The organism is Noviherbaspirillum cavernae (genome assembly GCF_003590875.1).
Classification (GTDB): domain Bacteria; phylum Pseudomonadota; class Gammaproteobacteria; order Burkholderiales; family Burkholderiaceae_D; genus Noviherbaspirillum; species Noviherbaspirillum cavernae.
In genome coordinates this window covers 3,157,009-3,182,244 of record NZ_QYUN01000002.1, presented here as the reverse complement: position 1 = coordinate 3,182,244, position 25,236 = coordinate 3,157,009, and the positions used below count along the sequence as shown (strand labels likewise).

General features: G+C 61.8%; 23 protein-coding genes. 17 read left to right on the top strand and 6 right to left on the bottom strand.

Annotated elements, in window-relative coordinates; all coding sequences use genetic code 11:
* Window positions 1–4: 4 nt before the first annotated feature.
* From panD to D3870_RS14810, 3 genes are all read left to right on the top strand, one after another.
* On the top strand, window positions 5–364 hold the full coding sequence (gene panD / locus D3870_RS14820; protein WP_119740256.1) for an aspartate 1-decarboxylase: 360 nt from the start codon (window positions 5–7) through the stop codon (window positions 362–364).
* Between the two features lie 68 nt (window positions 365–432).
* Entirely contained in the window at window positions 433–759 is a 327-nt protein-coding gene (locus D3870_RS14815; RefSeq protein ID WP_119740255.1) for an NAD(P) transhydrogenase subunit alpha part 2, read from the top strand.
* The gene (locus D3870_RS14810; RefSeq protein WP_119740253.1) at window positions 756–2,195 is read left to right on the top strand and encodes an NAD(P)(+) transhydrogenase (Re/Si-specific) subunit beta; all 1,440 of its coding nucleotides are present in this window, start codon (window positions 756–758) and stop codon (window positions 2,193–2,195) included. Before D3870_RS14815 ends, D3870_RS14810 begins: the two co-directional genes overlap by 4 nt.
* A gap of 152 nt (window positions 2,196–2,347) precedes the next feature.
* On the opposite strand, the gene gcvA is transcribed toward D3870_RS14810, so the two are convergent.
* Window positions 2,348–3,280 (bottom strand): transcriptional regulator GcvA, encoded by a 933-nt coding sequence (gene gcvA, locus D3870_RS14805; RefSeq protein WP_119740251.1) that lies wholly within the window; start codon window positions 3,278–3,280, stop codon window positions 2,348–2,350.
* A gap of 135 nt (window positions 3,281–3,415) precedes the next feature.
* Here gcvA and hutU (D3870_RS14800) point away from each other — a divergent pair, with 135 nt between their 5' ends.
* From hutU (D3870_RS14800) to D3870_RS14760, 8 genes are all read left to right on the top strand, one after another.
* Window positions 3,416–5,080, top strand: coding sequence for a urocanate hydratase (hutU, locus tag D3870_RS14800; RefSeq protein ID WP_119740249.1), 1,665 nt, complete (start codon window positions 3,416–3,418; stop codon window positions 5,078–5,080).
* Between the two features lie 26 nt (window positions 5,081–5,106).
* Complete coding sequence (locus tag D3870_RS14795) at window positions 5,107–6,063, top strand: ABC transporter substrate-binding protein (protein WP_119740247.1); 957 nt, start codon at window positions 5,107–5,109, stop codon at window positions 6,061–6,063.
* A 43-nt stretch (window positions 6,064–6,106) separates the two neighbouring features.
* Window positions 6,107–7,018 (top strand): ABC transporter permease, encoded by a 912-nt coding sequence (locus D3870_RS14790; RefSeq protein ID WP_119742175.1) that lies wholly within the window; start codon window positions 6,107–6,109, stop codon window positions 7,016–7,018.
* Window positions 7,015–7,809: an ABC transporter ATP-binding protein gene (locus D3870_RS14785; RefSeq protein ID WP_119740245.1), complete on the top strand. Its 795-nt coding sequence runs from the start codon at window positions 7,015–7,017 to the stop codon at window positions 7,807–7,809. The genes D3870_RS14790 and D3870_RS14785 overlap by 4 nt, the downstream gene beginning before the upstream one ends.
* A 212-nt stretch (window positions 7,810–8,021) precedes the next feature.
* The gene (locus D3870_RS14775) at window positions 8,022–9,194 is read left to right on the top strand and encodes a CaiB/BaiF CoA transferase family protein (protein ID WP_242490083.1); all 1,173 of its coding nucleotides are present in this window, start codon (window positions 8,022–8,024) and stop codon (window positions 9,192–9,194) included.
* Entirely contained in the window at window positions 9,191–10,162 is a 972-nt protein-coding gene (locus D3870_RS14770; protein WP_119740241.1) for an NADPH:quinone oxidoreductase family protein, read from the top strand. The genes D3870_RS14775 and D3870_RS14770 overlap by 4 nt, the downstream gene beginning before the upstream one ends.
* Before the next feature lie 177 nt (window positions 10,163–10,339).
* Window positions 10,340–12,067 carry a urocanate hydratase gene (gene hutU, locus D3870_RS14765; protein ID WP_119740239.1) on the top strand — a complete coding sequence of 576 codons (1,728 nt, stop codon included), beginning with the start codon at window positions 10,340–10,342 and terminating at the stop codon, window positions 12,065–12,067.
* 326 nt (window positions 12,068–12,393) lie between these two features.
* Window positions 12,394–13,542: an IS481 family transposase gene (locus D3870_RS14760; protein WP_119739211.1), complete on the top strand. Its 1,149-nt coding sequence runs from the start codon at window positions 12,394–12,396 to the stop codon at window positions 13,540–13,542.
* 258 nt (window positions 13,543–13,800) lie between these two features.
* On the opposite strand, the gene D3870_RS14755 is transcribed toward D3870_RS14760, so the two are convergent.
* The 4 genes from D3870_RS14755 to D3870_RS14740 form a co-directional block, all read right to left on the bottom strand.
* Window positions 13,801–14,937, bottom strand: coding sequence for a UbiH/UbiF/VisC/COQ6 family ubiquinone biosynthesis hydroxylase (locus D3870_RS14755; protein WP_119740237.1), 1,137 nt, complete (start codon window positions 14,935–14,937; stop codon window positions 13,801–13,803).
* A gap of 10 nt (window positions 14,938–14,947) precedes the next feature.
* A complete protein-coding gene (pepP, locus tag D3870_RS14750; RefSeq protein WP_119740236.1) occupies window positions 14,948–16,279 on the bottom strand; it encodes a Xaa-Pro aminopeptidase in 1,332 nt (443 codons plus the stop codon).
* Window positions 16,276–16,995 (bottom strand): N-acetylmuramate alpha-1-phosphate uridylyltransferase MurU, encoded by a 720-nt coding sequence (murU, locus tag D3870_RS14745; RefSeq protein ID WP_119740234.1) that lies wholly within the window; start codon window positions 16,993–16,995, stop codon window positions 16,276–16,278. Before murU ends, pepP begins: the two co-directional genes overlap by 4 nt.
* A gap of 64 nt (window positions 16,996–17,059) precedes the next feature.
* Complete coding sequence (locus D3870_RS14740) at window positions 17,060–18,085, bottom strand: aminoglycoside phosphotransferase family protein (RefSeq protein ID WP_119740232.1); 1,026 nt, start codon at window positions 18,083–18,085, stop codon at window positions 17,060–17,062.
* Window positions 18,086–18,164: 79 nt separating this feature from the next.
* Here D3870_RS14740 and D3870_RS14735 point away from each other — a divergent pair, with 79 nt between their 5' ends.
* The 5 genes from D3870_RS14735 (at window position 18,165) to gloA (ending at window position 24,106) form a co-directional block, all read left to right on the top strand.
* Window positions 18,165–20,369: an LPS-assembly protein LptD gene (locus tag D3870_RS14735; RefSeq protein ID WP_119740230.1), complete on the top strand. Its 2,205-nt coding sequence runs from the start codon at window positions 18,165–18,167 to the stop codon at window positions 20,367–20,369.
* A gap of 15 nt (window positions 20,370–20,384) precedes the next feature.
* Window positions 20,385–21,794: a peptidylprolyl isomerase gene (locus tag D3870_RS14730; protein ID WP_422879650.1), complete on the top strand. Its 1,410-nt coding sequence runs from the start codon at window positions 20,385–20,387 to the stop codon at window positions 21,792–21,794.
* Between the two features lie 18 nt (window positions 21,795–21,812).
* Complete coding sequence (gene pdxA / locus D3870_RS14725; RefSeq protein WP_119740226.1) at window positions 21,813–22,838, top strand: 4-hydroxythreonine-4-phosphate dehydrogenase PdxA; 1,026 nt, start codon at window positions 21,813–21,815, stop codon at window positions 22,836–22,838.
* Window positions 22,839–22,861: 23 nt separating this feature from the next.
* Window positions 22,862–23,638 carry a 16S rRNA (adenine(1518)-N(6)/adenine(1519)-N(6))-dimethyltransferase RsmA gene (rsmA, locus tag D3870_RS14720; RefSeq protein WP_119740224.1) on the top strand — a complete coding sequence of 259 codons (777 nt, stop codon included), beginning with the start codon at window positions 22,862–22,864 and terminating at the stop codon, window positions 23,636–23,638.
* Window positions 23,639–23,719: 81 nt separating this feature from the next.
* Window positions 23,720–24,106, top strand: coding sequence for a lactoylglutathione lyase (gloA, locus tag D3870_RS14715; protein ID WP_119740222.1), 387 nt, complete (start codon window positions 23,720–23,722; stop codon window positions 24,104–24,106).
* A gap of 121 nt (window positions 24,107–24,227) precedes the next feature.
* On the opposite strand, the gene D3870_RS14710 is transcribed toward gloA, so the two are convergent.
* The gene (locus D3870_RS14710; RefSeq protein ID WP_242490082.1) at window positions 24,228–24,881 is read right to left on the bottom strand and encodes an IS630 family transposase; all 654 of its coding nucleotides are present in this window, start codon (window positions 24,879–24,881) and stop codon (window positions 24,228–24,230) included.
* 85 nt (window positions 24,882–24,966) lie between these two features.
* Here D3870_RS14710 and D3870_RS22120 point away from each other — a divergent pair, with 85 nt between their 5' ends.
* Complete coding sequence (locus D3870_RS22120; protein ID WP_147375719.1) at window positions 24,967–25,158, top strand: hypothetical protein; 192 nt, start codon at window positions 24,967–24,969, stop codon at window positions 25,156–25,158.
* The last annotated feature ends 78 nt before the right edge of the window (window positions 25,159–25,236 follow it).

The following is a 25,236-nucleotide window of genomic DNA, read 5'->3' as shown; positions in this document are numbered from 1 at the left end:
TGAAATGCAACGAAACATGCTCCGCTCCAAGATCCATCGCGTCTCCGTCACCCAGTGCGACTTGAACTACGAAGGCTCATGCGGGATCGACGAAGACCTGCTGGACGCGGCGGACATCAAGGAATTCGAATACATCGAGCTGTACAACGTCAACAACGGAGAACGCTTTGCCACGTATGCCATCAAGGGCAAGCGCGGCAGCGGCGAGATTTCGCTCAACGGTGCGGCAGCACGCAAGGCACATCTGGGCGATCTGCTGATCATCTGCACCTTCGCGCCGATGACCGAAGCGGAAGTCGAAACCTATACGCCGAAGATCGTCTTCGTCGATGACAAGAACCAGATCACCGGCCTGAAGAAATAGCCGGCAGACCGGGCGGGCAGATTGCCGCCTCGCCCGCTTTCGCTTCCGACAAACAAGAAGGGGACAACATGGAAGTCAGCCACACCATCACCAACCTGATCATCTTCGTGCTGGCGATCTACGTCGGCTACCACGTCGTGTGGACGGTGACGCCGGCCCTGCACACGCCGCTGATGGCGGTGACGAACGCGATCTCGGCCATCATCATCGTCGGCGCGATGCTGGCGGCGGGCCTGACCGAAGGCCTGCTGGGCCAGGCGATGGGCACGGTCGCGGTGGCGCTGGCGGCGGTCAACGTGTTCGGCGGCTTCCTGGTGACGCAGCGCATGCTGGAGATGTTCCGGAAGAAGGAGCCGAAGGCCGCACCCAAGGCCATCGAGGGAGCCAAGCCATGAGCATGAACCTCGTCACCCTGCTGTACCTGATCGCCTCGGTCTGCTTTATCCAGGCTCTGAAGGGCCTGTCGCATCCTTCCACCGCACGGCGCGGCAACGTGTTCGGCATGAGCGGCATGGCCATTGCGGTGGCCACCACCATCGCCCTGATCTTCAAGCTGCGCGCCGAAGCCGCCGGCAGCGGCGGCCTCGGTTTCCCGCTCGTCATCCTCGGCATCGCGGTCGGCGGCAGCATCGGCGCGATTCTCGCCAAACGGGTCGAAATGACCAAGATGCCCGAACTGGTCGCCGCCATGCACTCGCTGATCGGTCTGGCCGCAGTCTGCATCGCGGTGGCGGCAGTGGCTGAACCGTGGGCCTTCAACATCGTCCCCGCCAAGGGCGATGTCATCCCGCTTGGCAACAAGCTCGAACTGTTCATCGGTACCTTCGTCGGTGCCATCACCTTCTCCGGTTCGGTGATCGCGTTCGGCAAGCTGGCCGGCAAGTACAAATTCCGCCTGTTCCAGGGCGCGCCAGTCGTCTTCAAGGGCCAGCACTTCCTCAATCTGGTGCTGGCGGTGGCCATGATCGGCTTCGGCATCATCTTCTGCCTGACCCAGGCGTGGCTGCCGTTCGTGCTGATGACGGTGCTCGCCTTCGTGCTGGGCGTCTTGATCATCATCCCGATCGGCGGCGCCGACATGCCGGTGGTGGTGTCGATGCTGAACAGCTACTCCGGCTGGGCAGCGGCCGGCATCGGCTTCTCGCTCAACAACTCGATGCTCATCATCGCGGGGTCATTGGTGGGGTCCAGCGGCGCGATTCTGTCCTACATCATGTGCAAGGCCATGAACCGCTCCTTCTTCAACGTCATCCTCGGCGGCTTCGGCGGCGATGCGGCGGCGGCCCAGAGCGGCGGACAAGCCCAGCGCAACGTCAAGTCCGGCTCGGCCGACGACGCCTCGTTCCTGATGGGCAATGCCGAGACCGTGATCATCGTGCCGGGCTACGGTCTGGCGGTGGCGCGCGCACAGCATGCGCTGATGGAGCTGGCCGAGAAGCTCACGCACAAGGGCGTGATCGTGAAGTTCGCGATCCACCCGGTGGCCGGGCGCATGCCGGGCCACATGAATGTGCTGCTGGCTGAAGCGGAAGTGCCGTACGACCAGGTGTTCGAGATGGAAGACATCAACGGCGAGTTCGGCCAGGCCGACGTGGTGCTGGTGCTGGGCGCCAACGACGTCGTGAACCCGGCGGCCAAGGACCCGAAATCGCCGATTGCCGGCATGCCGATCCTGGAGGCGTACAAGGCGAAGACCGTGATCGTCAACAAGCGCTCGATGGCGGCGGGTTACGCGGGCTTGGACAACGAGTTGTTCTACATGGACAAGACCATGATGGTGTTCGGCGACGCCAAGAAGGTCATCGAGGATATGGTCAAGGCGGTGGAGTAAGGCGGTGGAGTAACATCCGCGCCTGCTTGTGCAGGCGGCGAATGCAAAGAACAAGGCCGCGTGCATACACCCACGCGGCCTTTGTTTTTTATCGCGGCTCAAATATCAAGCAATCCGGTTCGCGCCAGCTTCGGCATCGCGCCGAGGCGTGTTCATGCGGGCTCACGCGGCGCGGCGTGATGCACCTGGTGCACCTGCCTGATTTCCTGCAACAGCCATTCCCTGAACAGCTTCAGCGGCGAGTAGTGCGCGCGGTCTTCCGGATAGACCAGGTAGTAGGCGGCGGTTTCCGACAGCAGGATGTCGAAGGGCGCGATCAGCTTGCCGGAATTCAATTCATCGGCGATCAGGAACGGTGGCACGAGGCCGATCCCCAGTCCGGCCACCGCAGCCTGGAAGATCATCAGATAGTGCTCGAACATCGGTCCGCCGACTCTTTCCTCCAGTTCGGCGCCGGCCTTTTCAAGCCAGTTCTGCCACGAGTTGGCGCGCGACGCCAGATGCAGCAGTGTGCAGCGGGTCAGGTCGCGCGGCTCCTTGAACGGTCCGTGGCGCTTCATGAAGTCGGGACTGCACACGGGTATCACGCTCTCGCTCAACAGGAAATCGAATTTCGCCGGCTCCGGCCACACCGGCTCGCCGAAATGAATCGCCGCGTCGATGTCTTCCTTGCCGAAGCTGAAGGGGGCGATGCGGGTCGAAATATTGATGAGAATGTTCGGATGGGCGGCGGCGAAGGCGGGGAAGCGCGGCATCAGCCACTTGGCGGAAAAGGTCGGCAGCACGGACAGGTTCAGGCGCGCACCGCCGCTGTGTCCCGCCTGCAATTCCTGCGTCGCCGCTTCCAGTCGTGCAAGGCAGGGTTGAATTTTTCGCAAATAGGCTTCCCCGGCCGAGGTCAGCGTCAGATATTTGTTCTGGCGCACGAACAGCAGCACGCCGAGCTGATTTTCCAGCGTCTGGATCAAGCGGCTGACCGCGCCCTGGGTTACGTAGAGCTCCTGCGCGGCGCGCGTGAAGCTCAGATAGCGGCCGGCCGCTTCAAAAGCTTGTAGGCAGGAAAGAGATGGTGTGTAACGTTTCATGATGAGTTTTACTCATGCATACCTATTCGGATAAATCGTTTGTTTTCTCATCTGGCCGAGCGGATAGTCTAGTTCAAGCCCATGTGAATGTATATGTGCAATACACATGGATAAGCAAGCCTTGAGGAGATTAGAATGACGAAGGAAAGCGTGTCCCGCACGGTACGGGCACCCCGGGGGACGGAGCTGAATACACGCAACTGGCGCATCGAAGGTCCGTTGCGCATGCTGATGAACAATCTCGATCCGGACGTGGCGGAAAATCCATCCGAGCTGATCGTGTATGGCGGGCTGGGCAAGGCGGCGCGCAACTGGCGCGCGTTTGAGCAGATCGTCGAGGCTTTGAAGAATTTGCAGGAAGATGAAACGCTGATGGTGCAGTCCGGCAAGCCGGTGGCAGTCTTGAAGACCCATGCCGGCGCGCCGCGCGTCCTGATCGCCAACTCCAACCTCGTGCCGAAGTGGGCGACGCCCGAGCATTTCCACAAGCTCGACAGCCTCGGCCTGATGATGTACGGCCAGATGACCGCCGGTTCGTGGTTCTATATCGGCAGCCAAGGCACGGTGCAAGGCACCTTCGAAACCTACTGCGAAGTCGCGCACCAGCATTTCAACGGCAACATGGCCGGCCGCTGGATCCTGACTTCTGGCCTGGGCGGCATGGGCGGTTCGCAGCCCCTGGCTGGTCGCATGGCTGGCGCGGCGATCCTCGTGGTCGAATGCCAGCAGGCGCGGATCGACATGCGTCTGCGTACCGGCTATCTGGATTGCCAGGCGACCAGCCTCGACGATGCGCTGCACCTGATCGAACGGGCGCGCAAGGAAGGCAAGGGCCTGTCGGTCGGTCTGCTCGGCAATGCGGCCGAAGTGCTGCCGGAAATCGCGCGGCGCGGCCTGTGCCCGGATGCGGTGACCGACCAGACTGCCGCGCATGATCTGGTGTACGGCTATCTGCCGGCAGGCTGGACCGTCAGCCAGTGGCAGGACGCGCAGAAGAGCAATCCCGATTCCATCGTCGCCGCGGCGCGCAAATCCATCACCGAGCACGTCAATGCGATGCTCGAATTCCGCAAGCGCGGCGCAGTCGTATTCGACTATGGCAACAACATCCGCCAGGTCGCCTACGAAGAAGGCGTGGTCAACGCCTTCGATTTCCCCTCGTTCGTCGTGGCCTATGTGCGTCCGCTGTTCTGCCGCGGCAAGGGGCCGTTCCGCTGGGTCGCGCTGTCCGGCGATCCGGAAGACATCTACAAGACCGACGCAAAATTGCGCCAGCTTTTCTCCGGCGACAAGATGCTGCACCGCTGGCTCGATCTTGCGCGCGAATGCGTGCGCTTCCAGGGCTTGCCTGCGCGCATCTGCTGGCTCGGTCTGGGCGAGCGTCATCTGGCGGGCTTGGCGATCAACGAGATGGTCAGGAATGGCGAACTGAGCGCGCCGGTCGCCATCAGTCGCGACCACATGGATTCCGGCTCGGTCGCCAGCCCCAACCGCGAAACCGAAGGCATGCTGGACGGCTCCGACGCGGTGGCTGACTGGCCGCTGCTCAACGCGATGCTGAACACCGCCGGCGGCGCCGACTGGGTCAGCCTGCATCACGGCGGCGGCGTGGGCATGGGCTACTCGATTCACTCCGGCATGGCAGTGGTGGCCGATGGCAGCGCCGATGCCGACGAGCGCATCAAGCGTCTGCTGTGGAACGACCCGGCCAGCGGCGTGGTGCGCCACGCCGATGCGGGCTACGACATTGCGCTGGAGACGGCAAAAGAGCATCAGGTGAAATTACCTTTCGTTGACTAACGCTTCAACCTTTGGAGGAGACACAAATGAAGTTTCGATTGAAAGCAATGGCATGTGTATTGGCACTCGTGGCACAGGGGGCGATGGCACAACAAAAAACAGTGGCAATCGCCAACATGATCGACATTCCGCAGTTGCTGGAAGTGAAGGCGGGTCTGGTGCAAGGCTTGAAGGCGGCGGGCTATGAAGAAGGCAAGAATCTGAAGCTCGAATACCAGACCGCGCAGGGCAACATGGGCACCGCGGCGCAGATCGTGCGCAAGTATGTGGGTGATCGTCCCGACGTCATCGTGACGATCACCACGCCGATGGCGCAGGCGGCCATGTCCGCGACCAAGGAAGTGCCGATCGTGTTCACGGTGGTCACCGATCCGGTCGGTGCCAAGGTCGTGTCGCGTTTCGACAAGCCGGGTGCCAATGCCACCGGCGTGTCCGATCTGGCACCGATCAACCTGCAGGTACGCCTGATGCAGCAGTTCGTGCCGAACCTGAAGCGGCTGGGCGTGCTGTTCAACCCGGGTCTGGACGGTTCGCGCTATCAGCTGGAAGTGATGAAGAAGGTGGCCGGTTCGGCCGGCATCACGCTCGTCGAGTCGCCGGTACCCAACTCCAACGATGCCATCGCCTCGATGCGCTCGCTGGTCGGCAAGGTCGATTCGGTCTGGATTCCCAACGACGTGACGGTCTACGCTGCGCTCGAGGCAATCGCCAAGGTCGCGCAGGAAAAGAAGATTCCGCTGTTCACCGGCGAGACCCGCTCGGTCGAGCGCGGCGCGATCGCCTCCATCGGCTTCGACTACACCGCGGTCGGGCAGACTGCGGCAAAGCAGGTTGCGCAAATCCTGTCCGGTACAAAGCCTGGCGAGATCGATGTGGCCATCCCCAACGCCTTCCGCACCGTCGTCAACCAGCGCGCGGTGCAGGCGACCGGCTTGCAGGTACCGGCATCGGTCCAGGCCAAGGCGGAATTCGTAAACAAGTAACAGCAATTTGCATGTGCCCGCTTCGGCGGGCGGAGGAGACGACGTGAATATGTATTCCTTTCTTGGCGCGCTGGAGTCCGGACTGTTGTTCGGCCTGGTTGCGCTGGGGACTCTGTTGACCTTCCGGATCCTGAACTTTCCGGACATTACGGTCGAAGGCAGCTTTCCCCTTGGTGCCGCAGTCGCGGCGACGCTGATTTCGCATGACATCAACCCCTTCGTGGCCACCGGCTGTGCCGCCCTGGCGGGTGCGGCGGCGGGCAGCATCACCATCTACATGAACGTGCGCCTGCGCATCCTGCACATCCTCGCCGGCATCCTGGTGTCAGTCGCGCTGTACTCGGTCAACCTGCGCGTGATGGGGCGTCCCAATACGCCGCTGCTCGGGCAGGACACCGTGTTCAGCTTCCTGTCGCACCTGCCGCTGCCGAGCGAATGGGCAGTGCCGGTCGCGCTGCTGGTGGGCATGACCGTGCTGGTGCTGCTGCTGAACCGCTTCCTGCAATCGGAGGTGGGTCTGGCGATGCGCGCCACCGGCGCCAACGAGCGGATGGCCGCCGCCAACGGCGTCAACACGGATCGCATGAAATGGCTCGGCCTGGCATTGGGCAATGCGCTGGTCGCGGTTGGCGGTGCGCTGTTTGCGCAGACGCAGGGAGCGGCCGACGTGAACATGGGCGTGGGCGTGATCGTGATCGGCTTTGCCGCCGTGATCGGCGGCGCGGCGCTGATGCCTCAGCGCACCATGCTGCTGGCGCTGATCTCCGCAGTGATCGGCGCCGTGGTCTACAAGCTGATCGTGTCGCTGGCGCTGAGTTTCGACGGCTTCGGCATCACGCCGTCCGATCTCAACATCGTCACGGCGCTGCTGGTGGCCTTCGCCCTGGTCGCACCGGATACGAAACTGTTCAAACGCGGCCGCAGCCGCACCGCTTTGAAGAAGGTGCAGTCATGATTGAAGCGAAAAACATTCATGTGGTGTTCAAGCCGGGCACCGTGCTGGAAAACCATGCGCTGCAAGGTGCTTCGCTCTCGATCCCGGCAGGCCAGTTCGTGACCGTGATCGGCACCAACGGCGCGGGCAAGTCGACGTTCCTCAACGTGCTGGCGGGCGTGATCCCGGTCAGCGAAGGCAAGCTGACGGTGGCCGGACAGGACATCACGCGCTGGCCGGTGCGCGAACGCGCGCGCCTGCTGTCGCGGGTGTTCCAGGACCCGCTGGCGGGCACCTGCGAGCAGCTGACGATCGAGGAAAACATGGCGCTTGCGTTGAAGCGCACCACGCCGCGCGGCCTGTCGAATGCGCTGCGCGCCGAGTACCGCGACCGCTTCCGCGAATCGCTGTCGCGTCTGGGCCTCGGGCTGGAAAACCGCCTGCACGACCAGATGGGCCTGCTGTCGGGCGGCCAGCGCCAGGCGGTCAGCCTGTTGATGGCGACGCTGGCGGAAACCAAGGTGCTGCTGCTGGACGAACACACCGCCGCGCTCGATCCGAAGACCGCCGATTTCGTGATGCAGCTGACCGACGGCCTCGTGCGCGAAAAGAAGCTGACCGTGATGATGGTCACGCACAGCATGCGGCAGGCGCTCGATTACGGCGATCGCACCGTGATGTTCCACAAGGGGAACATCGCATTCGATGTGCAAGGCGAGAAGCGCAGCAAGTTCGACGTGCCTGATCTGCTGCGCCTGTTCTCCGAATCCTGCCATGAGCAGATTGAGGACGACGCCTTGTTGTTTGGCTGAGAGCGTCAAACAAAATCATTCTGAGGGCGTTGCGCCGTCTTGCCGTACAGCCGTACTGTCTGCGACGGCGCCCTTGCAGGGTGCGCACAGGCTTGCATGCCTGTGCCGTTGTGCAGGCGGGCAGCATGCTGCCCGAATTCCCTGCTTCACTCTACTCAGAACCGCTTCGCTTTATTTTGTCAGACGCTCTACATCAGGAGAAAACAGTGGGTATGCTTTCCGGTATCAAGGTGGTGGATTTGTCGCGGGTCATGTCCGGCCCGTACTGCACCGCCTTGCTGGCTGACATGGGCGCGGAAGTGATCAAGATCGAGACGCCCGGCAGCGGCGACGATTCGCGGCACTTTGGTCCCCATGTCAATGATTACAGCGTGTACTTCGCGCAGCTCAACCGCAACAAGAAAAGCATCACGCTCAACTTGAAGCAGCCCGAGGCTTGCGAGGTCTTGCGCAAGCTGGTGGCCGATGCCGACGTGGTGGTGGAGAACTTCCGGCCCGGCGTGGCGAAACGTCTCGGTGTCGATTACGAGAGTCTCTCCGCCATCAATCCGCGTCTGGTCTATCTCAGCATCTCCGGCTTCGGCCAGAGCGGCAATCTGCGCGAGCAGCCGGCCTACGACCTCGTGATCCAGGCGATGTCGGGCCTGATGCACATCACCGGCACGCCCGACGGCGATCCGACCTGCGTCGGCGAATCGATCGCCGACATGTGGACCGGCCTGTTCGGCTCGTGGTCGATTCTCGCGGCATTGCTGTCGCGCGAGCGCGGCGGCCCCGGCCGCTACATCGACCTCGCGATGTTCGACGCCATGCTGGCCTTGCAGGTGACGGCGTTCAGCCGCCTGCTGGCCGACGGCAAGGCGCCGATGCGGGTCGGCAATCGTCATCCGATGACGACGCCGGTGGACAGTTTCCCGGCGCGCGACGGACACGTGGTGGCGGTGGTTAGCCATGACGGCGCATTCCGCAAGTTCGCCGCCATGATCGGCAAACCTGAACTGAATGACGATCCGCGCTTCTGCAACAAGACGGTGCGCAGCGCGAACGTGGATGAACTGAAGGCAATCATTTCCGCATGGACGCGTACGCACACGGTCGAGGAAGTCCTGAGTGACTGCCGCGAAGCCGATATCCCCGCCGGTCCGGTGTGGGATCTGGCAACGGCGCATCGGCAATTGCAGGAACAGAGCACGCACATGCTGCATGCGATGGCCCACCCGCTGTGCGGTCCGATGCAGTTCATGCAGCAGCCGGCGCGCTTCTCCGACGCGCCGAATGAAGCGCAGCGCGACCCGATGCTGGGCGAGCATACCGTCGAAGTGCTGAAGGGACTCGGCATGAACGACGCGGACATCGAACAACTCAAACAGAGGCAGGCAATATGAAGGCATGGATCGTTCAGGATCTGCAGGGAGCACCGCAGCTCGTGGAGCAGCCGGTCCCCGAACCGCAGCAGGGACAGGTGCTGGTGCGCGTGAGCCACGCGGCGCTCAATTTTTCCGACGTGCTGATGACGCAGGGCGCGTACCAGATCAAGCCGCCGCTGCCCTTCGTGCCGGGGCAGGAAGTCAGCGGCCACATCGAACGTGCGCCTTACGGCAGCGCATTCAAGCCGGGCGACCTGATCGCGGCCAAGGTGGTGTGGGGCGCGTTCGGCGAATACGCCATCGTCGATGAAGAGAAACTGATTCGCGTGCCGAAGGGCTTGCCGCTGGCGCGCGCCGCCGCCTTGCCGGTGGTGTGGCCGACCGCATGGATTGCATTGCATGATCGCGCTGCCGTGCGTGCCGGTGAAACGGTGCTGATCCACGCGGCCGCAGGCGGCGTCGGCCTGGCCGCGATACAGCTGGCCGTCAATGCCGGCGCAACCGTGATCGCCACCGCCGGCAGCGACGACAAGCTGGAACTGTGCCGCGAGCGCGGTGCCACCCACGTGATCAACTACCGCACCTCCGACTGGCTGCAGCAGGTGCTCGACATCACCGGCAAGAAGGGCGCGGACGTCATCATCGATCCGGTCGGCGGCGACATCACCGACGGCAGCATGAAGTGCCTCGCCTATCGCGGCCGCCTGTGCATCGTCGGCTTTGCCGGCGGGCGCATCGCCGAGATCAAGAGCAACCGCCTGCTGCTCAAGAATGCATCGGCGGTCGGCGTGTACTGGAGCCACGAGCGCGACCTCGATCTGATCCGCCGCGCGGTCGACGACATCGGCAAGCAGATCGAAGCAGGCAAGCTGACGGTCGACATCGGATCGCGTTATCCGATGGAGAAACTGAACAGCGCGCTCGACGATCTGGCATCACGCAAAACCGTCGGCAAGCTGATCCTCGACATCGCCGGATCCGACTGAAGCCCGCACGACCGGCGCCGCCTGACGGGGCGGCTGCCGACCGTGCCGGCGGCGCAAACCTTCCGCATCACTTGCAACAAATGCTGCCGACGCAATCGGCCGGCAGGGGGACGTCTTGTCTTCTGTAAAGCAATAAACGTCATTCACTCAACTCAACATCTGATTGGAGAGAACACCATGAACAGCATCACCGAGAACACCCAACTGAACAACCTGACCAACGACCCGCGCTGGGATGCATCCCGCGAGATCCGCGCGCCGCGCGGCAGCGAGAAGGTCTGCAAGAGCTGGCAAACCGAAGCGGCCTACCGCATGCTGCAAAACAACCTCGACCCGGAAGTGGCCGAGAACCCGAAGCACCTCGTGGTATACGGCGGCATCGGCCGCGCCGCGCGCAACTGGGAATGCTACGACAGGATCCTCGACGTCCTGAAGAACCTGAACGACGACGAATCGCTCTTGGTGCAATCCGGCAAGCCGGTCGGCGTGTTCCAGACCCATCCCGACGCCCCGCGCGTCTTGCTCGCCAACTCCAACCTCGTGCCGAAATGGGGCAACTGGGAGCACTTCAACGAACTCGACCGCAAGGGCCTGTTCATGTACGGCCAGATGACCGCCGGCTCCTGGATCTACATCGGCAGCCAGGGCATCGTGCAAGGCACCTATGAAACCTTCGGCGAAGCCGGCCGCCAGCACTTCGGCGGCAGCCTCGCCGGCCGCTGGATCCTGACCGCCGGCCTCGGCGGCATGGGCGGCGCGCAGCCGCTGGCCGCCACCCTGGCCGGTGCCGTCTCGCTCAACATCGAATGCCAGCAATCCAGCATCGACTTCCGCCTGCGCACCCGCTACCTCGACAAGCAGGCGAAAGACATCGACGACGCCATCGCCCTGATCAAATACCACACCGAACGCAAGGAAACCGTCTCCATCGGCCTGCTCGGCAACGCCGCCGAAATCCTGCCGGAACTGGTCAAGCGCGCCAAGGCCGGCGGCATCAAGCCCGACCTCGTCACCGACCAGACCTCGGCGCACGACCTCATCAACGGCTACCTGCCGGCCGGCTGGAGCGTGGCGCAATGGAAAGCCGCGCAGCAAGACCAAGGCCAGCACGCCAAATTGAGCGATGCCGCCGCCAAGTCTTGCGCCATCCACGTGCAAGCCATGCTCGACTTCCAGGCGCTCGGCAGCTACGTGGTCGACTACGGCAACAACATCCGTCAGGTCGCGCTGGATCAAGGCGTCAAGAACGCGTTCGACTTCCCCGGCTTCGTCCCCGCCTACATCCGTCCGCTGTTCTGCGAAGGCAAGGGCCCGTTCCGCTGGGTGGCCCTGTCCGGCGACCCCGAAGACATCTACAAGACCGACGCCAAGATCAAGGAACTGTTCCCCGACAACAAGCACGTGCACAACTGGCTCGACATGGCACGCGACCGCATCGCCTTCCAGGGCTTGCCGGCACGCATCTGCTGGCTCGGCCTCGGTGAACGCCACATCGCCGGTCTCGCCTTCAATGAAATGGTCAAGAACGGCGAACTGAAAGCCCCGATCGTCATCGGCCGCGACCACCTCGACACCGGCTCGGTCGCCAGCCCGAACCGCGAAACCGAAAGCATGAAGGACGGCACCGACGCCGTCTCCGACTGGCCGCTGTTGAACGCCCTCTTGAACACCGCCGGCGGCGCGACCTGGGTCAGCCTGCACCACGGCGGTGGCGTCGGCATGGGTTACTCGCAGCACTCCGGCGTGGTGATCGTGGCCGACGGCACCGAGGCCGCCGCCAAGCGTCTGGGCCGGGTGCTGGTCAACGACTGCGGCTCGGGCGTGATGCGCCATGCCGATGCCGGCTACGAGACGGCGATTGCATGTGCCAAGCGCAATGGCTTGAATTTGCCGATGCTGAAGTAAGTAATACACCCGTACACGATTTCTCCTGCGAGTGATCGTGTACGGGCTTTTTGCAGCTCCGCTTGGACGCTGCCGAAAAGGCGCGTGTCAAAGTGGATAAAGAAGCGAAACTTGTCTGAGTCCTCGCGCAGCGAGGGCGAGTTTGTTTCGCTTCCCACTTTGGCACGCGTCTTTTCGGGAACCCCGCAGGGGCAGCGGCTGTGCGGTCGCCTTTCTTTGGTTACTTTTCTTGGCGAGATGTATAGACCGGAGACATAGGTGACACTTGTGCCGGGACATAGGTAACACTTTCGGTATCCCAAAGATGCCGGAAGGATCATCCACCCATGTCCTGGAAAGCGATAGACACGATGACTCTGCGTCAGGAATTTCTCTCATTGGCCCGTCAGGAGGGAGTGAACATGAGTGCGCTATGTGCGCAGTTCGGCATCAGCCGCAAGACCGGCTACAGGCTATTGGCCCGCGTGGCCGAAGAGGGATTGGCCGGAATGGCTGACCGCTCGCGCCGGCCATTGCACAGCCCGCAGCGCACGGATGCCGACGTCGAGGAGCTGGTGGTCGGACTGCGCAAGGAACATCCGGCCTGGGGTGCACGCAAGCTGCAGCGGCGCTTGCGCGATCTGGGCCATCAAGGCATCCCGACACCCAGCACCATCACTCGCATCCTGCACCGGCACCATCTGGTCGATCCGCAGGCCAGTGAAGACAGTACGCCATGGACACGTTTCGAGCATGCCGCACCCAACGATCTGTGGCAAATGGACTTCAAGGGCTGCTTCGAGACGGCCTCGGCTACCTGCCATCCGCTGACCGTCATTGACGACCACTCGCGCTACAACCTGACGCTTGCAGCCTGTGCCCGCCCCAACCGGGAACACGTACAGGCAGCACTGCAGGATGTGTTTCGCCGCCATGGCATGCCGGTCCGCATCAACGCCGACAACGGCTCCCCCTGGGGCAGCCCGTCACGACATGAGCACGGCATCACCAGACTGACCATCTGGCTGATCCAGCTGGGCATCCAGATCAGCCATAGTCGTCCAGCGCACCCGCAGACCAATGGCAAGAACGAACGCTTCCATCGCAGCCTGAAGCGCGAAGTGCTGCGAGGACAATGCTTCCGTGATCTGGACGAGGCGCAGGAGGCGTTCGATGGCTGGCGGCAAGTGTACAACCATGAACGGCCGCATGAGGCGCTGGGACTGGCCACGCCGGTGACGCGTTACCGGCCCAGCCGGCGGGTCTATCCGGAGACATTGCCGGAGATTCATTACCGCGATGGCGATCTGGTACAGGTAGTGGGGTGGGACGGCAAGATCGTTGTGCAGGGGCGCCGCTTCAGGGTCTCCAATGCCTTGCACACGCATCCGATTGCGGCTCGTCCGCATCCTCGGCAGGACGGCGTGTTCGATCTGTACTTTGCGCACCATCGCTTCGGCCAGATCGACTTGCGCACGACAAAAGGAGACGATTAAATGTGTTACCTATGTCCCGGCACATCTGTTACCCATGTCCCGAGTCTGTACAGCGAAGCAAAGAAAGTGACTGGCCGCCGGGCCACCCCCGGCCTGTCTCCACGAAGAGACAGCGACGTTATGCAACAAAAGACACTGGATTCCGGCGTTCGCGGCGGACATGGTCAAAGCGGTGGAGTAGGGCGTCTACGAACTCCACCCCGCAGGCAAAGGAAGCGAAAGGAAGAAGCCGCGTGAACGCACCGTCCCGCGGCTTTTTTATCGCTGTCCGAACATCATCTGCTCTGCCAGCAGTCTCTTTGCCGGCGTGAACGCATCGATGAGGCCCAGCGACATGCCGAGCAAAGTCTGTGATGGCGCACCATCCGGCGCGCTGGAGAATATGCGCGCCATCGTATCGGTCAAGCGAATGGTCAGATTGCGATCGGTCTTGCGGCGCATTGCAAAGTGTTCCAGCGCCGCGGGCGTTGCCTCCTGCGCCAGCAGACGCGCAAGCACAGCCGCATCCCGCAAGCCGAGATTGAGCCCCTGTCCCGCGACCGGATGCAGGGTTTGCGCCGCATTGCCGATGGCGGTTGTCCTGGCGGAAGTCGCCGGATTCGCATTCAAGCCGAGCGGAAAGACATTGCGGGGCGATGCGGAAATGAAGCGGCCCAGGCGCGAGCCGAAAGCGTTTTGCAGCTCCGTCAGAAAGGCGGCATTCGGCAAGGCCATCAATCGGTCAGTGCTTGCCGGACGCGCGCACCACACGAGCGCAAAGCCATCGTCCTGCGGCAGCAGCGCGAGCGGCCCTTCCTCGGTGAAGCGTTCGAATGCGCGATGCATGAGCGGCGCGCTGGTACGGACATGCGCGACGATGGCGTTCTGGCCGTAGTCGCGCTGCAATGCCTTGGCATTCTGCTCGGAGAACAGGCCGCCTTCGGCCTGCACCATGATTTGTGCGTTGATCGTTTTCTCGTCCGCAAGCTGCAGTTCCACATGTTCTTCGCGCTCATCCGCGCCCATGACTTGCGCGGGACGGATCACGGCAATCTGCGTGCGCGCGACGGCCGCTGCCAATGCATTGACCAGCACGCCGTAGCGCGTGACGTACCCGAGCGCCGGCAAGTCGTAATCGCTGCGGTCAATCAGCGTGCGGCCGAAGTGGCCGCGGCGCGAAACGTGGATCTGATGGATCGCATCCGCCGTCAAGGGCCATGCGTCGATGTCTTCCAGAATCTGGCGGCTGCCGTAGGACAAGGCGATCGAGCGCGGGTCCGTGACGGCTTGCTCGACGGTTTTGGCATCGAGCAGAGCGATGCGTTCCGCAGTCATACCCCGCCTGACGAGCAGCAATGCGAGCGTCAGTCCGACGGGACCCGCGCCGCAGATGGCGATATCGAAATCCGTTGTCATCGTTCGATGATCAATGCTTCATCAGCGCTTCGATGTCGGCCACGGTTTTCGGCGCGTCGCGGGTGATGATGTCGCAGCCGTTCTCCGTCACCAGCGCATCGTCCTCGATGCGGATGCCGATGTGCCAGAACTGCTCCGGCACATCGGCATCCGGCCGCACGTAGATGCCGGGCTCCACCGTCAGCACCATGCCCGGCTGCAGCTTGCGCCAAGGCCTTTCCTCGCCTGCCGCCCCGGCTTCGCGGTATTCGCCGACATCGTGGACATCCATGCCGAGCCAGTGCCCGGTGCGATGCATGTAGAACTGGCGGTAAGCGCCTTTCTCGATCACATCGTCGAGCGCGCCGACCTTGTTGCGGTCGAGCAGGCCGGTATCGAGCATGCCTTGGGCGAGCACGCGAACGGCGGCGTCATGGCCCTCCATGAAGCCTTTTCCCGGGCGCGTTTCGGCAATCGCGGCGGCTTGCGAGGCGAGCACGATTTCGTACAGCGCCTTCTGCGGTGCGCTGAACGTGCCGTTGGCAGGATAGGTACGTGTGATGTCGGACGCATAGCCGTCCAGCTCGCAGCCGGCATCGATCAGCACGAGATCGCCGTTTTTGATTTCCGCATCGCTGGCGCGGTAGTGCAAGACGCAGGCATTCGCGCCGGTGGCGACGATGGAACCGTATGCCGGAAATTGCGAACCCTGGCGGCGGAATTCATGCAGCAGTTCCGCTTCGATCTGATATTCGCGCAAGCCGGGGCGGGTCGCCCGCATCGCGCGCCGGTGCGCCTCGGCGGAGATGGCCGCGGCGCGCTTCATGATGGCGATTTCTTCCGCATCCTTGAACAGGCGCATCTCGTCCAGCAATACATGCACGTCATGCAGGGCAGACGGCGCGGCGACGCCGGCGCGGGCTTGCAGGCGCACGGCCTGCAGCCATTCCTGTATCCGCGTATCCAGCCGCAGGTCGCTGCCCAATGCGTAGAAAAGGGACGGTGCGTTGGCGATCAGATTCGGCATTTCGACGTTCAATGCCTCGATGGCAAATGCGGCATCGAAACCGAATTTCTCGCGCGCCGCTTCCGGCCCGTAGCGGTAGCCGTCCCAGATTTCCCGCTCAAGATTTTTCTCGCGGCAGAACAGGATGGACTGGTTCGTCTTGCCGGCGACCAGCACGATGACTGCTTCCGGCTCCGTGAAGCCGGACAGATAGTAGAAATAACTGTCGTGCCGGTAAGGATAGTCGGCATCGCGGTTGCGCATGACTTCCGGCGCGGTCGGAATGATGGCGACGCCGCCGCCCCTGGCCTGCATCTGTGCGATCAGCGCCGCGCGCCTGGCTGCATAGGTTTTCATGTGCGGACTCCTTGATGGATGGGAGCGTTCAATTGCGCCAGCCGTTCCGGCGTGCCGACGTCGGTCCAGTTGCCGCGAACCACTTCGCCGCCGACATGGCCGCGATCTGCATACCTGCGCAGGATGGGCGCAAGCGGCGCGGATTGGCCCGCTTCGATGCCGTCGAAAATTTCCGGCCGGTACACGCCGATGCCGGAAAAGGTGTAGCGCGGCTCGCCTTCATTGGCGATGGAAAAACTGTTCAGCGCAAAGTCGCCCTTCGGATGATGCGGCGGATTCTTCACGAGGTAGAGCCAGGCAACGTCGCGCTTGTCGGCGGGATGCGGATTGCCCCACATGTCATTGTCTTCGAGCGTGGTCTTCACTTGCTCAAAATCAAAATGCGGGCAATAGACATCGGCGGCCACCGCGACGAATGGTTCCTCGCCCAGCAGCGGACGCGCCTTGGCGATGCCGCCCGCGGTCTCCAGTGCCGTGCCTTCGGCGGAATAGACGATGCGTGCGCCGAACTTCGAGCCGTCTCCCAGCGCGTCTTCGATCATCTGGCCGAGGTGCGCGTGATTGATGACGATCTCGGTAATGCCGGCGCGCACGAGATTGAGAATGTGCCAGACGATCAATGGCCGGCCGCGCACTTTCAGCAGCGGCTTGGGGCAGTCATCGGTCAATGGCCGCATGCGCTCGCCGCGCCCGGCGGCGAAAATCATGGCTTTCATGGTGGTGACATCCTGCGGTCAAATGCGTCGGGACGGCAAGCGATCAAATTGATCCGATCGCTTGTCAAAAGGTGTAGCCGACTTGCGGCGCGCTGTCGTGCAGCTCATCCATCAGCCGTACCAGCGGTACCAGTTCCCGGTAACGTCCGGCAGCCTTGCGGGTATATTCCATCACCAGCGGCAAGTCTTTCAGATAAGCCTCCTTGCCGTCGCGGTGATAGAGCCGCGCGAAAATGCCGAGTACTTTCAGGTGGCGCTGCACGCCCATGAATTCGAAATCCCGATAGAAGGAATCGATGTCCGGATTGACCGGCAGTCCGGCCTTCTTCGCGCGCTCCCAATAGCGAATGGCCCAGTCGAGCACCAGCTCCTCGTCCCACTGGACATACGCATCGCGCAGCAAGGACACCAGATCGTAGGTGATCGGGCCGAACACTGCATCCTGGAAATCCAGAATGCCGGGATTGCCTTTCGGCATCAGCATCAGGTTGCGCGAATGATAATCGCGATGCACATAGACTTGCGGCTGCGCCAGATTGTTCGCGAGAATGGCATCGAACACCTTGTTCAGCACCTGCGTCTGCGCATCCGATAGCGTGACGCCCAGATGCTTGCCGATATACCAATCCGGGAACAGCATCAGTTCGCGCAGCAGCAGTGCGCGGTCGTATTCCGGCAGGACCTCCGGCTGACCCTGTGCCTGGATCAGGATCAGGGAGTGGATCGCATCCATGTACAGCTTGTGCGCATTGTCCGGATTGAGGACGGAGAGATAGGTGGTGGAACCGAGATCGGACAGCAGCAGGAATCCGCGTTCCACATCTTGCGCAACAATGTGCGGCACGGAAACGCCGGTTTCGGCAAACACTTCTGCGACGTGGATGAAAGGGCGCACATTCTCCTGCGGCGGCGGCGCGTCCATCACGATGAACGTGCCGCCCTGGATGTCATCCACGCGGAAATAGCGGCGGAAACTGGCATCGGACGACGCCGGCCTGATGGAATCCGGCAGAACCGGCGTTCCTGGCAATGCATGCAGCCAATCTTTCAATTGGATGAGACGGAGATCGGTAGGGGAAGCTAAAGACATGAGGCAATACGTTGAGGGCAATGAGTTCCCATATAATAAGGGATTCGACTTGAAAAATCGCCTGCCAACCCTCCTTTTCATGACACGGCTGCCCCTCTTTCCACCTTCGCAACGTTCACTTCGCATTCTGACTGCAGTTGTTGCCGCCGCCTCGGTGCCGGCATTGGTGTCGGCGCAGACTGCAGGCGCGCGTGCCAGCAAGGAAGATGACAAAAACGCACCGTCGATCATCAATGCAGAACAGATGACCGGTCGGCCGGACCGTGAAGTCTTCATGGAAAGGGATGTCGAAATCAACAAGGGACAGACGACTGTCACTTCCGACAAGGCAACCTATCGCATCGTTGAAGACGAGGTCGAAGCGGTCGGCAACGTGCGCATGCGACGCTTCGGCGATACCTACACCGCCGACGAATTCAGGTACAAGATGGATTCGGGCGAAGGCTATGCGCTCAACCCTACCTATCGGCTCGGTGCCAACAACGGACAGGGACAAGCGGAACGCGTCGATTTTGAAGCGGAAGATCGCGCTCTCGTCAGCGAGGGTACCTACAGCACCTGCGAAAGCCCCGATCCCGACTGGTATCTCAAGGCCGACACGCTGAAGCTCGATTCGGGCCTCGACCTCGGCGTTGCCTATAAAAGCCTGCTCTACTTCAAGGGCGTGCCGATCCTCGCAACGCCTGCCATGTCGTTTCCGCTGTCGGGCGAGCGCAAGTCGGGCTTTTTGCCGCCGACCATCGGCTCTACCAACCGGGGCGGTTTTGAAGTCACGACGCCGTACTATTTCAATATCGCACCCAATCGCGATCTGACCTTGTACCCGCGATACATGTCGCGGCGCGGCCTGCACATGGGTGCCGAAGGCCGCTATCTCGAGCCGACGTTTTCCGGGCAGACAACCGTCGAAGGGATGCTGAACGATCAGGTCACCAAGACCGACCGCTGGGCCGTGTCATCGATCCACACGCATGCGTTTGCGCCGGGGTGGACATATAACTGGAACATCAACGCCGCATCGGATGACGATTATCCGAGCGATTTTGCGCGCAGCATCACGGGGGTGACGCAGCGGCTGCTGCTGCGGGACATGACGCTGACCTACGGCAGCACTTACTGGAGCGCATTGGCGCGCGCATCCAATTACCAGGTGCTGCAGGATCCGCTGGCGCCGATTGGACGTCCATATGATCGCCTGCCGCAATTGATGCTTACCGCCAGCCGCCTCGATGTCGGCGGCTTCGACTGGTCCGTGGAATCGGACGTCACACGGTGGTGGCATCCGAATCTGGTGCGAGGCGATCGCCTTTACGTCAATCCGAAAATCTCTTATCCACTAATACATCCAGGCGGGTTCCTGACGCCGAAACTGGCATTGCATGCGAGTCAGTACCATCTGCAAAACCAGGTGCCCGGCCAGCCGACGAACCTGTCGCGCGTGTTGCCGACATTCTCTATTGACAGCGGCCTGGTCTTTGAACGCGATGCCAGGTTTTTCGGCCAGTCGATGACGCAGACGCTGGAGCCGCGGCTGTTCTATGTGTACACGCCTTACCGCAACCAGAACGATTTCCCCATATTTGACAGCGGGATTGCGGACCTGAGTTTTGCGCAACTGTTCAGTGAAAACCGCTTTGTCGGCAATGACCGCATCAGCGATGCAAACCAGCTGACCGGTGCTGTGGTCTCGCGCTACATCGAACCGAGCGGCGTTGAGCGCATGCGCGTTGCCGTGGGCCAGCGCTTTTATTTTGAACCGCAAAGCGTGACGCTCGGCGCCGCGACCAACGACAGCCGTTCGGACATGCTGGTGTCCGCCACCGGCCGGATTTCGCAAGCCGTCAGCGTGGATGGCAATCTTCAATACAGCCAGACCCAGAACATCATGAACCGCGCCAACTATGGCGTGCGCTGGCAGCCGGCACCCAAAAAAGTGTTGAATGTTGCATATCGTCTTGATCGGACCCAGAACCCGCAGCTTGAGCAGGTGGACGTCTCCGGCCAATGGCCGATCGCAAGGCGCTGGTACGGCGCAGCACGTGTAAACTACTCGCTCCTGGACCGGAGAGTCGCGGAAGGCTTGCTCGGTCTTGAATACAAGGCCGACTGCTGGGTCTTCCGCGTGGTCGGTCAGAGAATCCCGACTTCGACGGGACAGGCAACCACATCGCTCTTTTTCCAGCTTGAACTCACCGGGCTCGCGCGTCTGGGTTCCAATCCGCTGGATGCAATGCAACAAAGCATTCCCGGTTACCAATTGGTGACGACGCCCAGTAATCCTTGATGAGGCAACATGACCATGACTACACCCCACACCATGCGCAATGCCGGCACTCCGATGCGACGCACCACGCTTGCGGCAATTCTTCTGTGCGCGACACTCGGTGCGTTGCCGGGAGCCCGGGCGCAGTCCGCGCAAGCCGCATTGCAAAATGCACCGGCTGCTGCCGCGCCACGCATCCAGCTTGCCGACGCCATCATTGCGGTCGTGAACAACGAAGTCATCACGCGCCAGGAGTTGACGCAACGGGCGCGCATGGTCGAACTCAGAATGAAAAACCAGGGCGTGGCGCTGCCGCCGCCGGCCGAGTTCCAGCGACAATTGCTCGAACGCATGATCGTTGACCGCGCGCAATTGCAGTTGGCGAAGGAATACGGCATCCGCGTCGATGACGGCATGCTCGATCGCGCCGTATCGCGCATCGCGGAGCAGAACAAGATGTCAATGCAGGATTTCCGCAATCAGCTGGAACGCGAAGGCACGCCGTTCGCGCGCTTCCGCGAGGAAATCCGCGACGAGATCGCGATGCAGCGTCTGCGCGAACGCGAAGTCGACAACAAGATCCAGATTGCCGAATCCGAGGTGGATAATTACCTCGCCGCCGAACATGGTTCGGCGCAAGTGCAGCAGGAATACAATCTCGCGCAAATCCTGGTGCGCACGCCGGAGAATGCCTCGGCGGAACAGATCGCCGCACGGCGTCAGCGTGCCGAGGAAGTGTTGCAGCAATTGCGGTCCGGCGGCGATTTCGCAAAAATCGCCGCAACCTATTCCGATGCCAGCGACGCATTGAGCGGCGGCGATCTCGGCTGGCGCAACCTGGACCGGTTGCCGCAACTGTTCATGAACGCCGTCGCGAACCTGAAGCCGGGCCAGGTTTCGGCCATCGTGCAAAGCCCGAACGGCTTCCACATCCTGAAGCTGGCCGGACAACGCAGCGCCAGTGCAGCGAAGGCGGGTGCGACGCCGTCGGTGCAGCAGACGCGCGCACGTCATATCCTGATCAAGGTCAACCAGATCGTCACCGAAGCCGATGCGCGTCGCAAGCTGACCGAGTTGAAGCAGCGCCTTGACAACAATGCGGCCAAATTCGAAGACCTGGCCAAGCTGTTTTCCAACGATTTTTCCGCATCCAAGGGCGGCGACCTGGGCTGGGTTTACCCAGGAGATACCGTGCCCGAATTCGAGCGCGCAATGAATGCGCTGCAACCGGGGCAGGTCAGCGAACCGATCGAATCGCCTTTCGGTTTCCACCTGATTCAGGTTGTGGAACGCAAGACCGATGACGTATCGAAGGAGCGTCAGCGGCTGGTGGCGCGTCAGGCGATTCGCGAACGCAAGCTGGATGAGGCGACGCAGGACTGGTTGCGCCAGGTGCGCGACCGCGCCTATGTCGAGTACCGTTTTGATGTTGCCGATGCCCGATAAGCGATTGCCGGACTTGTCATGAATGTGCGCCCGACCATCGCGATCACCTGCGGCGAACCCGCGGGAATCGGTCCCGAGATCGCGCTGCGTGCCGCGTGGGAACTGCGTGCAAAGACGCGCAGCGTACTGATCGGTGACTCCGCCTTCCTGTCGATGACGGCGGGCGACATCGATCCTGCCATCCGCCTGGTGGCGTTGTCGCCGCAGGCCGTGCGCAACAGCGGATTGCCGCATCTCTCGGTGGAACAGATTGCCGTGATCGATGTGCCGCTGGCCGCGCCGGTCGCGCCGGGCAGGCTCGATGCGCGCAATGGTCGTGCGGTCCTGCAGACGCTTGACCTTGCAATCGAGGGCGCATTGGCAGGGTGGTTCGATGCCATCGTCACCGCGCCGCTGCAAAAAAGTACCATCAACGATGCCGGTGTGCCGTTCACCGGGCACACCGAGTACCTTGCCGAAAAGACCGGCACGCCGCAGGTGGTGATGATGCTGGCGGGTGGGACGCCGCTGTTGCGCGTCGCATTGGCGACCACGCATCTGGCACTGAAGGATGTGCCGGCAGCGATCACATTCGACAGCCTGTCGCGCACGATCGACATCGTGCACACGGATTTGCGGCGCAAGTTCGGATTGCCGAATCCGCGCATTCTGGTCACCGGCCTGAATCCGCATGCAGGCGAAGGCGGTTATCTCGGCCGCGAGGAAATCGACGTCATCACGCCTGTCCTGCAGGCCGCACAGGCGAAGGGCATCGATGTTGCCGGCCCCTATCCGGCCGATACGCTGTTCCAGCCCAAATACCTTGAACGCGCCGATTGCGTACTCGCGATGTATCACGATCAGGGCTTGCCGGTGTTGAAGTACGCGAGTTTCGGACACGGCGTCAACATCACGCTCGGCCTGCCGATCATCCGCACCTCGGTCGATCACGGCACGGCACTGGATCTGGCCGCGGCCGGTCTGGGGCGCGCCGATCACGGCAGCATGATCGAGGCGATCAACGTCGCGGCGCAAATGGCCGCCACTTCCTCCCGCACGCCCTGACGCAAGGGTATATTGCAAACCGCATGAAACACATTCCCCGCAAACGCTTCGGTCAGAATTTTCTGACCGATCAAGGCGTCCTGTTCGACATCATCCGCGCGATCGATCCGCAACCCGACGACACCATGGTCGAAATCGGTCCCGGACTGGCTGCGATGACGCGGCTGCTGCTGGAGTCGCTCAAGCAATTGCACGTGGTCGAACTCGATCGCGATCTGGTGCTGCGCCTGCAAAAGAACTTCGATCCGCACAAGCTGATCATTCACGCGGGCGATGCCTTGCAGTTCGATTTCGCATCGATTCCCGTTACATCGGATGCGAAATTGCGCGTGGTCGGCAATTTGCCGTACAACATTTCCAGTCCCTTGCTGTTCCACCTGGCAGAGATGGCGACGCGAGTGCAGGATCAGCATTTCATGCTGCAAAAGGAAGTGGTCGAGCGCATGGTCGCCGAACCCGGCAGCAAGACCTATGGCCGCCTGTCGGTGATGCTGCAATGGCGCTATCACATGGAGCTGCTGTTCGTTGTGCCGCCCGCCGCATTCGATCCGCCGCCGCAAGTCGATTCCGCCATCGTGCGCATGATTCCGCTTGCGCAACCGCTGGCGTGCGACGCGGCAACGCTGGCGCAAGTGGTGACGAAAGCCTTTTCGCAGCGGCGCAAGGTGTTGCGCAACTGCGTGGCCGGCATGTTCAGCGAGAATGATTTGATCGATGCAGGTGTCGATCCACAGAGCCGTCCGGAAACCGTGCCGGTGGAGCAGTTCGTCGCACTCGCCAATCGACTGAGCACGCGTTAGCGCATTTCTTCGCCGTCGCAGCAAGCACTGCGCGGCAGGCATAAAATGAGGGCTTTCCACATTTCTTGCAAAGGTATCCCCATGCGCATTCTGCACACCATGCTACGAGTCGGTGATCTGCAACGTTCGATTGATTTTTATACGCGCGTGCTCGGCATGAAACTGTTGCGCACCACCGAAAATCCCGAATACAAATACACGCTGGCATTCGTTGGCTACGGCAGCAATCCTGACCATGCGGAACTGGAGTTGACCTACAACTACGGCGTCGACAAATACGACATGGGGACCGCCTACGGCCACATCGCGATTGCGGTGGATGATGCCCACAAGGCGTGCGAGGCGGTCAAGGCCGCAGGCGGCAATGTCACGCGTGAAGCCGGTCCCGTGAAGGGCGGCGCGACAGTCATCGCCTTCGTCACGGATCCCGATGGTTACAAGATCGAATTCATCGAGCGGATGATGTAGTTTCAGGCGGTGTTGTCGTAGAGGCTGTCCGTCCTTGACACAGCGCCGGCATGCGGCCGGCGTATCCTGCAGGCGTAACACTCCGGAATTCCATTGCCAAGACCCTAGAGCGATTTTCAAATCAATGAATGGAATAACCGCAGTGGGCGAACCAGCCGCTGGCATCGCTGTTGCTGATTCTGCCGATCACTTTGGTGAGCGCCTGATCAAGCGCCTCACGTGTCCGGGCCTTCATGCCGCGCAAGCGGGTTTTGATTTTGGACCAGCAAGGCTCGATCGGTGACCAGTCGGGAGAGTACGGCGGCAGGTAAATCAGTTGCGCGCCGGCGCCAGCAATCATGGCTTCAATGTCCCGGACCTTGTGGACGCTCAGGTTATCCATCACCACCACGTCACCTGAGCGCAGCGTCGGCACCAGAGCATGGGCAACACAAGCCCGGAATACCGCCGCATCGACCGCGCCTTCGACCGTCATGACGGCCTCCATGCCATGGCAGGAAAGCGAACCGGGAATGCTGACATTGCGCCCGAAGTTTCCCGGTACCGCGTCATGCACCCGCTGGCCGTGCATCGCCCGTCCATAACGACGCGTCATGGCAATGTTCAGGCCGGACTCGTCGATGAATTTCAGCCTTTTGACAGGACAGGATGCGATCTGCTTGCGGTAGCGACGACGTGCCAGACGTACGCGCGCCGTGTCCCGTTCTGTGGCATGTACGGTCTTTTTTTCGGCGCAGGCCCATCCGATGCAGAACCCGGCACATGGTGGGTTCACTGACGGCAATGCCGGTACCGGCCTGCAATCGTCCGATCAACTCTTTCAAAGTCAGATCGGACTGTTCCAGCAGCCACTGCCGCAATTGCTCTCGGCAAGCCTCATCAAGCAGTACGCGTCGTCCGGATTTATGCCGCTGTCGAACCAGCTCGCCGCCACTGCGGCGATAGTGGCTCAACAGCGCTTCGACAAAGGACAGGCTGACATTGAAAAACCCGGCCACTTCGCGTTGCGATTGTGTTCCTCGTTCGCACGCCTGCACGATTTTCCGCCGTAAATCCTCAGAATAGGGAGCCGCCATGATTGCACCTTCGGCATTGCATATATGCCCATGGGACCCGCATTCTGTTTTTAC

Bases quoted from the DNA above. Each gene is read 5' to 3' on its own strand.
- pdxA (WP_119740226.1), top strand. From the start codon at position 21,813: ATGAATGTGCGCCCGACCATCGCGATCACCTGCGGCGAACCCGCGGGA.
- D3870_RS14815 (WP_119740255.1), top strand. From the start codon at position 433: ATGGAAGTCAGCCACACCATCACCAACCTGATCATCTTCGTGCTGGCG.
- gcvA (WP_119740251.1), bottom strand. From the start codon at position 3,280: ATGAAACGTTACACACCATCTCTTTCCTGCCTACAAGCTTTTGAAGCG.
- D3870_RS14785 (WP_119740245.1), top strand. From the start codon at position 7,015: ATGATTGAAGCGAAAAACATTCATGTGGTGTTCAAGCCGGGCACCGTG.
- D3870_RS14735 (WP_119740230.1), top strand. From the start codon at position 18,165: ATGACACGGCTGCCCCTCTTTCCACCTTCGCAACGTTCACTTCGCATT.
- panD (WP_119740256.1), top strand. From the start codon at position 5: ATGCAACGAAACATGCTCCGCTCCAAGATCCATCGCGTCTCCGTCACC.
- hutU (WP_119740239.1), top strand. From the start codon at position 10,340: ATGAACAGCATCACCGAGAACACCCAACTGAACAACCTGACCAACGAC.
- pepP (WP_119740236.1), bottom strand. From the start codon at position 16,279: ATGAAAACCTATGCAGCCAGGCGCGCGGCGCTGATCGCACAGATGCAG.
- D3870_RS14775 (WP_242490083.1), top strand. From the start codon at position 8,022: ATGCTTTCCGGTATCAAGGTGGTGGATTTGTCGCGGGTCATGTCCGGC.
- D3870_RS14730 (WP_422879650.1), top strand. From the start codon at position 20,385: ATGACTACACCCCACACCATGCGCAATGCCGGCACTCCGATGCGACGC.
- murU (WP_119740234.1), bottom strand. From the start codon at position 16,995: ATGAAAGCCATGATTTTCGCCGCCGGGCGCGGCGAGCGCATGCGGCCA.
- gloA (WP_119740222.1), top strand. From the start codon at position 23,720: ATGCGCATTCTGCACACCATGCTACGAGTCGGTGATCTGCAACGTTCG.
- D3870_RS14740 (WP_119740232.1), bottom strand. From the start codon at position 18,085: ATGTCTTTAGCTTCCCCTACCGATCTCCGTCTCATCCAATTGAAAGAT.
- hutU (WP_119740249.1), top strand. From the start codon at position 3,416: ATGACGAAGGAAAGCGTGTCCCGCACGGTACGGGCACCCCGGGGGACG.
- rsmA (WP_119740224.1), top strand. From the start codon at position 22,862: ATGAAACACATTCCCCGCAAACGCTTCGGTCAGAATTTTCTGACCGAT.
- D3870_RS14810 (WP_119740253.1), top strand. From the start codon at position 756: ATGAGCATGAACCTCGTCACCCTGCTGTACCTGATCGCCTCGGTCTGC.
- D3870_RS14755 (WP_119740237.1), bottom strand. From the start codon at position 14,937: ATGACAACGGATTTCGATATCGCCATCTGCGGCGCGGGTCCCGTCGGA.
- D3870_RS14760 (WP_119739211.1), top strand. From the start codon at position 12,394: ATGTCCTGGAAAGCGATAGACACGATGACTCTGCGTCAGGAATTTCTC.
- D3870_RS14795 (WP_119740247.1), top strand. From the start codon at position 5,107: ATGAAGTTTCGATTGAAAGCAATGGCATGTGTATTGGCACTCGTGGCA.
- D3870_RS14770 (WP_119740241.1), top strand. From the start codon at position 9,191: ATGAAGGCATGGATCGTTCAGGATCTGCAGGGAGCACCGCAGCTCGTG.